A 12,329-nucleotide genomic window follows, 5' to 3' on the forward strand; every position below is an offset into this window, starting at 1 on the left:
TTCATTACTTGATAGTACGGTTTTGGAGCAGTGTCGTTCTGACTGGTAATCCAACTTTCACGCTCTCGAAAAGAACGCTCCCCTCGGTTTTGGAGCAGTGTCGTTCTGACTGGTAATCCAACCGCGTCTCAGCGTCGGCGGGCTTGATGGAAGTTTTGGAGCAGTGTCGTTCTGACTGGTAATCCAACGACGCGGTGGATGCGCTTCTTCGACTGCTCGTTTTGGAGCAGTGTCGTTCTGACTGGTAATCCAACCAGTAACGCAACGCGATACTATGCAACGCAGTTTTGGAGCAGTGTCGTTCTGACTGGTAATCCAACTCAAATTTAACAACGCTGTGCAACGCAAGGTTTTGGAGCAGTGTCGTTCTGACTGGTAATCCAACCTTGCGTCACGACACGGCACGTAATCGGCGGTTTTGGAGCAGTGTCGTTCTGACTGGCAATCCAACCTGCACAGGGCGTTCGCCCTCAAGCAGGGGTTTTGGAGCAGTGTCGTTCTGACTGGTAATCCAACACGATCGCCCTGTCTATCGTGAGGCCCCTGGTTTTGGAGCAGTGTCGTTCTGACTGGTAATCCAACTCGGTCTTGCAGAGCTTGGCGACGAGACCGGTTTTGGAGCAGTGTCGTTCTGACTGGTAATTCAACGAGCCGAGGTCAATATCCACATGGGATACTGTTTTGGAGCAGTGTCGTTCTGAGGCCGTCACGCGCCCCAAATGCTGGCATAAGTGCCGTGTTGCTTAAGGGGCGGTTGAGTGCCAGTGTCATCAGCATGGGTCCTTCCGAGTGAAGGCGTGTCATCCAAGGGGGTGTTGTCAGGCCGCACAGCAGCGATGATTCGCGACCTCAAGGGGTGCGTCGTCGTCTGCGCGCCGCACCCTTCATGGGTGACGAGCACTGGCCAACTTCGATGAGAGCTTGAAGGCCATGAGTCCGGAGAGCAAGATTCATACTGGTAAGTATAAAATCGCAACCGTAAGGGGGGGCAATGCAGACGGAAGCGCAGCGCCGTGCGACCAACAATTATCGCAAGAAGGTTAAGCAGCTAACCATTCGGTTTTATCCGAACAGCGACGCCGATGAAGAGATGTATACGTGGTTGAAATCGCAAGACAACACAACGGACTATATCAAGAATCTCATTTCGGCAGATATGCAGAATCGCAGATAGGCGGCTTGCTGTAATTGCGCCAAACCTCAATTTAGGGACTGTCCCTAAATTGAAGTGGGGGATATCGATGCCTGCGTTTACGTTCGCTCAAGGGGGCGCATGAAGTACTACATCGAGGACAACGGCATCGGGATTCATCGCATGGACGATACGGTGTGCCAGACCTACGACTTCGCCCGGGCGCGCTGGGTCCACAGCATGGAGATCATGGACATGCTCATCGGCGAGCTGTGGGTCGACGAAGTGAGCGAAGCCGAGGAGGATGCGTTCATCGCCAAAAAGGCCCGCGAACTCGGAAGACATGGGAGTTCCGACGGGGCGGCGAGACGCGAAGACCCTCCCGCACGCCCGCACGCGCCCAGCTTGCTCTTCAGCGATGGGCTGTACGATCGCACCTTATCGCCGTTTGGGCGCCGGGTTCTCCTTCAAGGCAAGCCAAAAGACCGAGACGAATAGCGCCACGACAACCGCTGCCGTGATTTTGACCAGGTTAATCACGCCACGGCCCAAAGCGATGAGAAGCCTTTTGCGCATCACTCGTTGCTCTGCTACGGGCTTCTTGCGATATTCAAGGTACGCGTAGACGAGGAGGCCCAGTATGCCGAGTGTGAACATGGCAAGCGACAAGATGATCTGAGCCATCAACGTGTTTGTCGTCCTATCCATTCGAGATTCCATTCAACGGCATTTCGCGTATCGCCGGGAAACTCATTCCTTGCGATAATGGTACCGATTCGTCCGGACGCAATTCGATGCTGGCGGCTAAGGGTGCGAGTTCGATTCATGCTATTAATCGTCGCGCCGCCTCGGCTTGTTATGGGAGGGCTGCTCGATGGAACCTAGGGGTCTCATCTTCTTCGACATCGATGGAACGCTCACGCGCGGTGTGAATTCGGGCATCTTCGTCGCCGAACGCCTGGGCATCGGCGATGAGATGCGCGCCGCCGAGGAGGCGTACGCACGCGGCGAGATGGATAACGCCGCGGTGTGTCGCGTGGATGCGGCGGGTTACGCCGGCCTTCGCGTTCAGGACGTCGAGGCGTGGCTTGACGGCATGCCCCTCATCGATGGTATCGCGCCCGCCCTCGCCATATGCCGCGACGCGGGCCTCGAGCCATATCTGGCTTCCTGCACCTGGTCCTATATCGGGGCGTATCTGGCGCGGCGCTTCGGTTTCTCCGGGTGGTGCGGACCAGAGCTCGAGGTGGTCGACGGCGTGTTCACGGGCGAAGTGGCGCGCGATGCCGACGAGTTTGCAAAACCGGCGTTCGCACGGGACCGTGCCCGCGCGCTCGGCGTCGATGTGGCCGCGTGCATGGCGGTGGGGGACAGTCGCTCCGATATGCCGCTGTTCGGGGTTGTGGGCGCCTCGCTCGCGATCAACGCCTCCGCCGAGGCATGCGCCGCCGCCACTGCCGCATGGGAAGGCGACGACCTCGCCGACGCGGTTCGTCATCTCCTGCGCGAGGCGGGCCCACTGGGTCGCGGTGCGGACGTCGTCGGGAAGTAGCCGTTCACGCTCCTCGCATGCCGCGCGATACGGGCGGGCGCCGTCCGTCGGCCCAATGCCCCGCCGGTGCACGATATTCGAGGGGCGTTCCTACCTCGCGTGCGCGGTGATCGCACCGTGCAGCCAGGTGGCGCACCCGGCGACGTTCCCGTCGTAGTATGCGGTGAAGCGCTCGTCGGCGACGTACATCTCGGCCAGGCCGCGATGCGCTTCGGGCGTGTAGAAGTTCCAGGTGAATCCGAGCCACTCGCGGTGCATGGAGCAGATGCGCTCGCCTTCTTGGCCCGTCGGGTCGGCGCCCGCGGTCACGGCGGCCTCGAGCGCCTCGTTGATGGCCCGTCCCAACTCCTGGAAGCGCTCGAATTCCCCCTCGCTCAGATTGAGCATCTTGCGGTTCGCCTCGTCTGCCGCGGCGTCTCCCCAGCGCTCGCGAACCTCCTTGCCGTACTCGTGCTCGTTGTCCTCGATGAGGCCCCGCTTCATGCCCTCGAATTTGGCCTTGTCGCTCATGGGCGTTCCTTTCTCGATGTGTGCGATGGTGGTTTCGACGGTGCGGATGAGCGCCTCGAGGCGCGCATGCTCCGTCTTGAGCGTTTCGAGATGATGGGCGAGCGCGCGGCGGCGCTCATCTTCGGTGGCGCTCAGGGCGCGTGGGATCTCGGCCGTGCCTACGCCCATGTGGCGCAAGAGCAGGATCTCCTGCAGGCGGTCGATGTCCGCCGGCGTGTAGCGGCGGTACCCGTTGGGGCCCCTCGTGGGCTTCAGCAGCCCCTCTTCCTCGTAGAAACGCAATGTGCGGGTCGATACTCCCGCGATCTTGGAGACCTCTCCGATGCCGTATGTTTCCCGTAAGTCCATGTCGGCCTCCTCGACGTCGATCGTCCGTAGGATAAACCTTTCCGCAACATTAAGGTCAAGGACGGGCTTGGCCGGCATTCGCCGTCGATTGATACAATCGGAACACATAGATGTAAACAAATGCGACGCCCGCCCGCGCGACGGGGCGCCAAAGGGGGGTATTGATGCACGGCGACCTGTATCTTGTCCGACACGGCAAGACCATGTTCAACGAGAAGCGAGTGATCCAAGGTTGGTGCGATGCGCCTCTCACGCGCGAGGGCGAGGAGCAGGCGGAGCGCATCGGCAGGTATTTCGAGCGCGAGGGAATCACGTTCGACCATGCGTACACTTCCACGCTGACCCGCACACAGCAGACTATCGAGCGCATCGTGGGTATGAGCTATGAGCGCGTCGAGGACCTGCGCGAATGGGGGTTCGGCGCGTTCGAGGGGGAGCGCGTGAGCCTTATGCCGCCGTTCCCGTGGGGCGATTTCTATGTCCCCTTCGGTGGTGAGGCGCAGATGGACGTGCGCCGTCGTGTGAGCGATGCGCTTGCGCAAATCATGGCGCGTCCCGGCCATGAGCGCGTGTTGGCGGTGAGCCACGGGTCGGCATGTCGCGAGTTCCTGACCCGATGGGTGCCCGACGGCGGGTTCGATCATGGGAAGGTGCCCGGCAACTGCAGCATCATGCATTTTGCGTTCAGCGAGGGGATGTTCGAGCTGATTGAGGTCATCGAGCAGGATCGGCTGAGGGTACTGCTCGGGGAGTAGGCGCCTCGCGTCTCGGATGCGTCTTTTCGGCAGCACCGGTTGCGCGCTTTGCGCGTGGGCTTTCAAGTGGCGCGCGGCAAGACCGCCCGGCTCCATGGGAGCCGGGCGGTCTTGCATAAAATGGTATGAATCGCAGTGGTGAATGAATATATTTTAAGGCCGAGGGCTTGGCGCCCCATACGATTCCGGTCAGGTGGTCAAAATACCCTGTTTGTGCGTTGAACCTCAAGAAGACTCAAGACAAAACCCCAGGATTGCGCGATCTCCGGGTCGTGCTCGCGCACGCGAGTGCCGGTCTGGTTCATAAGATGAGAGCAAAGTCCCAGGATTCACATGTGCGGCCGAGTATGCATCGCTGGAAACGAGGTCATGTTGGCGCACAACTAGGGTATTTTGACCATCATCGTGAAAATGCACGGAACCAAGGGCCGGAAAGCGGCTTTGAGCTACTTCGCGATGCGGTGGATGAACAGGCCGCTGCGCAGTTTGGGTTCGAACCAGGTCGATTTGGGCGGCATGACCTCGCCGGCGTCCGCGATGGTGAGCAGCTGGTCGATGCCGGTGGCGCACAGCGTGAACGCTATGCCGTTCTTGCCCGCCCGGGCCTCAAGCTCATCGGTTCCGCGAATGCCGCCCACGAATGAGATGCGGGGGTCGGTACGAGGGTCGTCGATGCCCAAAATGGGCGCGAGGATGTGGTCCTGCAGGATGGAGACGTCGAGGGAGGCGACGGGGCTCACGGCGTCGCGCATGTCCCCGTGCAGCTCATACCAGGTGCCGTCGGTGAACATGCCGAACACCCCGCGCTCGCTCGGCTCGACCGGCCCCGTTGCCTCGATGATCCCAAAGCCCGTGCCGCTCAGAGCCTCGAGCAACTCGTGTGTATCGAGGCCGTTGCGGTCGGCGACCACGCGGTTGTACGGCAGGATGGTGAGCTGGCTCGCCGGGAACAGGACGGAGAGGAAGTAATTGAAGGGTTCCTTACCGGTGTACGTGCCCTCCGCCTTGGCCTGCTCGCGCATGCGCTGGGCAACTTTCACCGCGCTTGCGGCGCGATGGTGGCCGTCGGCGATGTAGGCGCATGGAATCCGGCCGAGCATGGCGTGGAGCGCATCCACGGCGTCGCGACGCGCGACCTCCCACGCGGTCTGGCGCACCCCGGCCTCGTCGGTGAAATCGTACAGGGGCGTTGAGGTTTTGGCGGCGCCCACGATCATGTCCAGCACAGGCTGGTCGCGATAGGTGAGGAAGATCGGCCCCGTTTGGCAGCCAAGGGCCTCGATGTGCTCGATACGATCGCGCTCCTTGTCTTCGCGCGTGAGCTCGTGGCGCTTGATGATGCCGGATTCGTATTCGTCGACGGAGCACACCGCGACGACGCCCGTCTGGACATGCCCCTCCCAGGCGAGTTCGTAGATGTAGTACGCGAGGTTCCCGTCCCTCACGAACGTCCCGTCCTCGATGCGCTCGCGCAGCAGCTCCGCCCCGCGCGCGTAGACCTCGGGGGCGTACATGTCCTGTTCAGGGTCGAATTGCGTTTCGGGGCGGTCGATGTCCAGGAACGACAGGGGGTGTCCCGCCACATACGCCGCCGCCTCGGCGCGGTCGAACACGTCATACGGCAGCGCGGCGACCTCCGCCGCATGCTCGGGAACGGGGCGGATGCAGGGAAATGGGAGGGCCTTCATGGGGCCTCCTTTCGGATGACGAGGCGTGACTGCCCACTATTGTACGCGCCCGGCGGGCTCGACGGCGGCCGCTCTAAGCGGGGGCGCCGTCGAGCCTACTTGATCACGCGCACGCGGTACATGCCGGAGATGCCCTTGAGGGCCTCGATGGTTGCGCTGTCGAGGTGCTCATCGGTGTCGAACATGGTGTAGGCGTTCTCGCCGGCGCTCTCGTTGACCATGCGCTGGACGTTGGCGTTGTCCTTCGCGAGGATGGCGGTGATCTGGCCGATCATGTTGGGCACGTTGGCGTGCAGGCATGCGATGCGGCTCGCGGCGCGCGCCTTGCCCATGGAGCAGGCGGGGTAGTTCACCGAATGCGCGATGTTGCCGTTTTCCAGGTAGTCCTTGAGCTCCGAAATCGCCATGTCGGCGCAATTGGCCTCGGCCTCGGCGGTGCCGGCGCCGGAGTGCGTGGTGATGAAGGTGCGAGGCATCTTCACCGTTTTGGGCGTGGCGAAGTCGCATGCGAACCAGGCGAGCTTCCCGGATTCGAGCGCCGCGGCGACTGCGTCCTCGTCGATAATGGTCTCGCGGGCGAAGTTGATGAGCACGGCGCCTGGGGCGAGCAGGGCGAGTTGCTCGGTGGAGATCATGCCAATGGTGTCTGCCTTGGACGGCACGTGCAAGGTGAGGTAGTCGCAGCCGCGACAGAGGTCCTCGAGCGTGCCCACGCGCTGGACTTCGCGGTTCAAGGCCCACGCGTGCTCGACGGAGATGAACGGGTCGTAGCCGTAGACGTCCATGCCGAGCTCGACGCAGGCATTGGCGACCTTGGACCCCACGTTGCCGAGGCCCACGACGCCGATGCGCTTGCCGCGTACCTCGCGCCCGACAAACGCCTTTTTCGCCTTTTCGGCATCGACCATGATGTTGGGATCATCGGCGTTGTCACGCACCCACTGCATGGCCTGCACGATGCCGCGACTCGACATGATCATCATGGCGATGACGATTTCCTTGACGGCGTTTGAGTTGGCGCCAGGGGAGTTGAACACCACCACGCCGCGGCGCGCGTACTCCTCGACGGGGATGTTGTTCACGCCCGCGCCGCAGCGACCGATGGCACGGATGCCCTCGGGCAGCTCGTAGCCATGCAGGTCGGTGGAACGCATGAGAATCGCGTCGGCGTCCTTGGCGTCCTCGACGAATTCGTATCCCGCGCCGAAGTCGACGCTGCCGTCCTTGGTGATGTCGTCGATGGTTTTGATGTATCTCATGAATGCCTCACATTCCCGCTGACCGGCCCTTGCGAGGCCCGGTGCTCGGACAGTCTTGCTGGTGCGCATGACGCGTTTCGCGGCCTTCGGCTCGTGCGGAACTCGCGGCGGACCTCACGGGAGCCGGCCTGACGTTCCACACGCGATGCGGTGGCGCAATGGGAGAGGGGCGGTGCCCCTAGATAGATCGCGACGGCAATTCCCTCTCGAATTCCTTCATGCACGTCACGAGGGCCCCCACGGAGTCCATGGTCACCGCGTTGTAGATGCTGGCGCGCATGCCGCCCACCAGGCGGTGTCCCTTCACGCCCTCGATGCCCCGTTCGCGCGCGAAGGAGATGAAGGCGGCGTCGAGGTCCGCGTCGTTGGTGCGGAAGGTGACGTTGCAGATGGAGCGGCTGTCGCGTTGGGCCGTGCCGTGGAAGAGCTCGCTTTCATCGAGCGTGTGGTAGAGGAGCTCTGCCTTGGCGCGGTTGCGCTGTGCCATGGCGACGAGCCCGTCGGTCTCCTCGATCCAGCGGAAGACCTTGCCGCATAGGTAGATGCCGAAGGTGTTGGGCGTGTTATACATGGAGCCTTTACTCGCCTGCAGCTTGTAACCCATGTAGGTGGGGCAGATGTCGGCGCGCGCGGGGCCGCCTTCGATGAGGTCCTCGTGAACGATCACCACGGTCACGCCGGAGGGGCCGGCGTTCTTTTGGGCACCGGCGTAGATGAGGCCGTAGCGCTCGATGTCGAGCGGCATGGACAGGAAGCAGCTCGAGACGTCAGCCACGAGGGGCGTCGACCCGCAGTCGGGCAGCTCGTGGAACTGCGTGCCGAAGATCGTGTTGTTCTGGCAGATGTGGACGTAGTCGAGGTCGCCCGCGGCGGCGCGTTCCTTTACGGGTGTGAGGTCGGGGATGCGGTCGAAGTTCGTGTCCTCGCTGCTGGCGAGAATCTCTGCCTGGCCGTACTTGCATCCTTCCTTCCAGGCGAGTTTGGAGAAGTTACCGCTCACGACGTAGCCCGCATGGCCACGGCGCATGAGGTTCAGCGGTACGCCCGCGAACTGCAGGGTCGCGCCGCCCTGCAGGAACAGCACACGGTAGTTCGAGGGGATGGCGAGCAGTCGGCGCAGGGTCGCCTCGGCTTCGTCGATGACGGCCTGATAGACGGGGGAGCGGTGGCTCATCTCGAGCACAGACATGCCGCTGCCCGCGAAGTCGAGCAGCTCGGATTGAGCTTCGCGCAGCACGCGCTCGGGGAGCGCGGCGGGACCGGCGGAGAAGTTGTGCACGCGTGCCATGGCTGTCCTTTGGGGAGTCGTTTGGATAATGCGATGTACTTTATCACTCTAAAGCATACGGCGCATGGGGGCGCTTTCCATATTCAATTGTTTACACGGCCGCGACACGGGAGTTTGAGATATGCGCCTGAGGGGAATACAATAACCCTAACGTTCAAGTTGACCTTGAAGGGAAGACTGCATTGGCGACGTATGTGACATCGGACGCGCACGGACATGCGCGGGCACTCGACCGCGCTTTGGAATTGGCGCAGCCTGGATCGAATGATGCCGTCTTCGTCCTGGGGGACATGGTCGATCGTGGCCCCGATCCCCTGGGCGTGGTGCGCATCGTGCGCTCTCTGCCCAATACGCACGTGCTTATGGGCAACCACGAAGCGATGCTACTCGAGACGATTCTCACGGGTGACGAGTCGGACATGATGGCGTGGCACATGAATGGCGGTTTCGTCACATCTGAGCAGCTCGACGCGCTTGCGCGCGACGCGTACGTCGATGTCATGGATTGGTTCGCGGAATTACCGACGTTCGCGGTCGTGGAGGTTGACGATGCACGGCGCTCCGTGGCTCCCGGTGCCTGTCGCTCGCACGTGTTATGTCACGCGGGCATCGACGCTTCACGGTTGAGGGAGTCGCTTGCCGCGATGGGCGTGACGGCCGATACGCAGGGAGGCTATGGCGGAGCCACGCCACGCAACCTACTCGATGCCATGGTTCAACAACGGGTTGACGACCTTCTGTGGATACGCCGTGAGTTCTGGTCGGAACCCACGGGACTGGTCGGTTGCGACGGACGGGGCCCCGTGGTCATTGCCGGACACACGCCCTCGGTGCTTTTGGGTCGATACGCGACGCTCATGTGCGGTGATGGCGTGGATGAAGCCCTGCGCGGCGTGATGGTGGAGGTTGGGCCCTCGCGCGACACGGGTGGTGTGGCCGATCGCATCTGCATCGACTGTTCTGCCGCCACCGGGTATCCGAGCGGCCGCGTGGGCATTATGCGCCTCGAGGACCGCCGCGTGTGGCTCGCGGACATCGAAGAAGGGGAGTAACCCCTGCTGCATCGCAGCGCCGTGCATCAAGAGCGGAACGGCGAACGGTTGCGCTGCGAGAGGTTTTGCCTGATGCGGTAGTACTTGATGCCGAGGAGCGTCAATAGGAGTGTCATCGACGCGAGGTAGCCTATGACCGCGCCGTCGAGGCCTATGATCCAGATGAGCGCCGTGGGTACGACAAGGGCGAACGCGAAGGTGATGAGATAGGGTTTGGTCGCCGAGCTCTGATGACGCAGGACGGTGATGATGGCGTAGAGAAAGTCGATCGACGCGCTCACGCCTCCCGCGATGATCATGAGGTTCGCCGCCACACGGTATCGCTCGAAATCGATGCCGTACATGAAACTCATGACCGATATGCCTATCCAGCCCATGAACACGAGGGTCCCCAGGGTGAGCAGGGTGATGACGCCCAACATGGCGAGCACGATGAGGTCAAAGCGCTTGCGACGGCGTGGGTTGGACCAGATGTTCGCCAGCCTGAGCAGCTGGGGTTTATACATAAACCCGGAGGCGAGCAGAATGCCCTGCGCGGGAAAGAAGAGCGCGTTGAAGTAGAGCTGGTTATCGTAAGAGAGCATGCCCTCCATGGCGAACTTGGGCAGGCTCTCGATGAGGTTGAAAAGGAAAACCGCGGAGAACAGCGGGAAGCAGTGGCGGAAGAGGGAACCCACCTCTCCCATATTCCACGGGCGCGACCCTTCCGTTTCGAGCAGCGCGAGGGGAATGGAGACGAGGATGAGCGAGGCGACGGCGGCGATGGCCATTCCTGCCGCCGCGACGGCGCAGCTCCTGGTGAGGAACAGCAGGATGCAGAATGCCGCCATGGAGGCAAGGGAGCGCAGTGCCTGGCTGATGCCGGCGAGATAGAGTTTGTCCGCCTGCTGGAGACGACCCTCGTATACGTCGGCGAGGCCGTCGACGATCTTGTAGACGTAGACGCCCATGGACAACATGAGCATGCCGGGGCCGTAATCGCGAATGGTGCAGTACAGGAGTCCCATCACGAGTGCGATGATCGAGGTGATCCAGCGATTGAGCTGATAAGAGGCGAAGGAGTTCTTCTCGTCGATGTCAGATACTTGGAACGTCCGCACGCCGTAGTTCGACAGGAACATGAGCAGGGTGCCGGCGGCGAACGCCATGGAGAAGCGTCCTGCCTGTTCGGTGCCGGCGAGTTGGGTGGCGACGACGGTGAGCACGGGAAAGACCATGCCCCATACGCCGATGCCGATGGTGTTCCACACGTAGTCGCGCCGTGTTTCGCCGCTTTCGTACTCTGCCTCCTGTGCGGAGAGCCCACCGTCGTAAATCGATTCGATAAGCCGCGTCCACCAGGCATTCGCCAGGCGTGCGAGTGGACCAGGTTCGCGCGGGGAGGGTTGTTCCGCGGCTTCCGTGCGCGAGCTGCTGGGTCGTCCGCCTGCGATATACGCGCGGTTGCCATCTCCGTGACGCGTGTGGAGATCGCGGATTTTGACACGGAGGTTGTCGAGCGGATGTGAAGGCACGGGCATTCCAATCGGTTGGGTTGCTCGGAAGTATAGCCCCTTTGTTTTCCGAAGGGCGGCGTGGACGATTTGGAAGCGGCCCGATACGGACGGAGTCGACCGGAGCGTACGGCGGTGCGTCCCGACGGGGCGTCGGTTGGGGTGAGCGGGTGAGTGGTACTATGGTCCGGCGCGCGGCGGTGCGGTTGTTCAGCACGAGGCGTATGGCTCGTCGCGCATTGGACTCATTGTCGGATATCGGATGTCGTTAGGAGCCGTTTTGTCAATTGCCGACCTTGCCATCCCCTTCATATTGGCCCTTTTGCCCATCGTCTGGTTGATCGTCGCGCTCGTGGCGCTTCGCCTTCCCGCGTGGAAGGCGGCGTCGGGATCGTTCGTCATTTCCTGTGTGCTCGCGCTTGCATGGTGGGGCATGCCCATCCCCGAGGTCGCCACGGCGAGTCTCGAGGGCTTTCTCATGGCGCTGTGGCCTATCGTGCTCGTGATCATCGCGGCGGTCTTTACCTATAACCTGTGCGTCCGCACGGGGGCCATGGACGTGATCGGGTCGATGATCACCTCGCTCTCGACCGATCGCCGCGTTCTCGCATTGCTGGTCGCTTGGTGCTTTGGTGGCTTCATGGAGGGCATGAGCGGATTCGGGACCGCCGTGGCGATTCCGGCGGGCATGCTCGCGGCACTCGGTTTCCCAGCGTTGCAGGCAGTTCTCATCTGCCTGGTCGCCAATGGCGTTCCCACCTGCTTCGGTTCCGTGGGCGTTCCCACCGTGTCGCTCGCGGGCCTCACGGGGCTCGACCCGGTTTGCCTTGCCTTTACCGAGATGGTTCAGCTTGCGCCATTTTTCGTCATCGTTCCGTTCATCGTCGTGTTCCTCGCCGCCGAGACCGGTGAGGAGTGCGCGCCGGGTGCCGGCGTGGGTACGCGTCTCGGCGGCGTTTGGCATATCGCCCTGGCGTCGGGTGTCGCCTACGCGCTGCCGTCCTTGGCGGTCGCGGCGTTCGTGGGGCCTGAGCTCACGGTTGTGGTCGGCTCCCTGTGCTCGCTTATCGTCACGGCGTTGTTGGCGCGCCGTCCGGGCGCGGCACGCGACGAGTATCGCATGGAGATCGCATCGACCGAGAAGGCGACCTTGGCAGGTGCCCTGCGTGCATGGTCGTGCTTTATCTTGATCTTCGTGCTGCTGCTCGCGACCTCGAAGCTCGTGCCGTCCCTGAACGCGTGGCTCGCCCAG

11 protein-coding genes and 1 CRISPR repeat array are annotated in these 12,329 nt (G+C 62.3%); of the genes, 6 read left to right on the forward strand and 5 right to left on the reverse strand.

Going from position 1 to position 12,329, the window contains the following annotated elements:
- The first annotated feature begins 19 nt into the window (after positions 1-19).
- Positions 20-648: a CRISPR direct-repeat array (repeat unit 36 nt; unit sequence GTTTTGGAGCAGTGTCGTTCTGACTGGTAATCCAAC).
- Between the two features lie 343 nt (positions 649-991).
- The 3 genes from ACT8II_RS06825 to ACT8II_RS06835 all read left to right on the forward strand — a co-directional run bounded on the left by ACT8II_RS06825 (position 992) and on the right by ACT8II_RS06835 (position 2,684).
- Positions 992-1,174, forward strand: a complete 183-nt coding sequence (locus tag ACT8II_RS06825; RefSeq protein ID WP_118653137.1) for a hypothetical protein — start codon at positions 992-994, stop codon at positions 1,172-1,174.
- A gap of 99 nt (positions 1,175-1,273) precedes the next feature.
- Complete coding sequence (locus ACT8II_RS06830) at positions 1,274-1,630, forward strand: hypothetical protein (RefSeq protein ID WP_118653139.1); 357 nt, start codon at positions 1,274-1,276, stop codon at positions 1,628-1,630.
- 376 nt (positions 1,631-2,006) lie between these two features.
- Positions 2,007-2,684 carry an HAD family hydrolase gene (locus ACT8II_RS06835; protein WP_118653141.1) on the forward strand — a complete coding sequence of 226 codons (678 nt, stop codon included), beginning with the start codon at positions 2,007-2,009 and terminating at the stop codon, positions 2,682-2,684.
- 90 nt (positions 2,685-2,774) lie between these two features.
- Here the strand turns inward: ACT8II_RS06835 and ACT8II_RS06840 are convergent, their stop codons facing one another.
- Entirely contained in the window at positions 2,775-3,542 is a 768-nt protein-coding gene (locus tag ACT8II_RS06840; RefSeq protein ID WP_294122815.1) for a MerR family transcriptional regulator, read from the reverse strand.
- A 164-nt stretch (positions 3,543-3,706) separates the two neighbouring features.
- Between ACT8II_RS06840 and ACT8II_RS06845 the strand changes: the two genes are divergently transcribed.
- The gene (locus ACT8II_RS06845; protein WP_294122816.1) at positions 3,707-4,297 is read left to right on the forward strand and encodes a histidine phosphatase family protein; all 591 of its coding nucleotides are present in this window, start codon (positions 3,707-3,709) and stop codon (positions 4,295-4,297) included.
- Positions 4,298-4,743: 446 nt separating this feature from the next.
- Here the strand turns inward: ACT8II_RS06845 and ACT8II_RS06850 are convergent, their stop codons facing one another.
- From ACT8II_RS06850 to serC, 3 genes are all read right to left on the reverse strand, one after another.
- On the reverse strand, positions 4,744-5,985 hold the full coding sequence (locus tag ACT8II_RS06850) for a DUF1015 domain-containing protein (RefSeq protein ID WP_443813452.1): 1,242 nt from the start codon (positions 5,983-5,985) through the stop codon (positions 4,744-4,746).
- Positions 5,986-6,080: 95 nt separating this feature from the next.
- On the reverse strand, positions 6,081-7,244 hold the full coding sequence (locus tag ACT8II_RS06855) for a phosphoglycerate dehydrogenase (RefSeq protein WP_443813454.1): 1,164 nt from the start codon (positions 7,242-7,244) through the stop codon (positions 6,081-6,083).
- Between the two features lie 178 nt (positions 7,245-7,422).
- Positions 7,423-8,532: a 3-phosphoserine/phosphohydroxythreonine transaminase gene (gene serC / locus ACT8II_RS06860; protein ID WP_443813456.1), complete on the reverse strand. Its 1,110-nt coding sequence runs from the start codon at positions 8,530-8,532 to the stop codon at positions 7,423-7,425.
- Positions 8,533-8,714: 182 nt separating this feature from the next.
- Between serC and ACT8II_RS06865 the strand changes: the two genes are divergently transcribed.
- On the forward strand, positions 8,715-9,584 hold the full coding sequence (locus ACT8II_RS06865; protein ID WP_443813457.1) for a metallophosphoesterase: 870 nt from the start codon (positions 8,715-8,717) through the stop codon (positions 9,582-9,584).
- 26 nt (positions 9,585-9,610) lie between these two features.
- Here ACT8II_RS06865 and ACT8II_RS06870 read toward each other — a convergent pair whose 3' ends face one another.
- Positions 9,611-11,098, reverse strand: coding sequence for a lipopolysaccharide biosynthesis protein (locus tag ACT8II_RS06870; RefSeq protein ID WP_199588866.1), 1,488 nt, complete (start codon positions 11,096-11,098; stop codon positions 9,611-9,613).
- Between the two features lie 259 nt (positions 11,099-11,357).
- On the opposite strand from ACT8II_RS06870, the gene ACT8II_RS06875 reads away from it, so the two are divergent.
- Positions 11,358-12,329: L-lactate permease (locus tag ACT8II_RS06875; RefSeq protein WP_443813459.1), on the forward strand; the 972-nt coding region annotated here is incomplete at its 3' end.

The organism is Collinsella sp., assembly GCF_052346665.1.
Classification (GTDB): Bacteria; Actinomycetota; Coriobacteriia; order Coriobacteriales; family Coriobacteriaceae; genus Collinsella.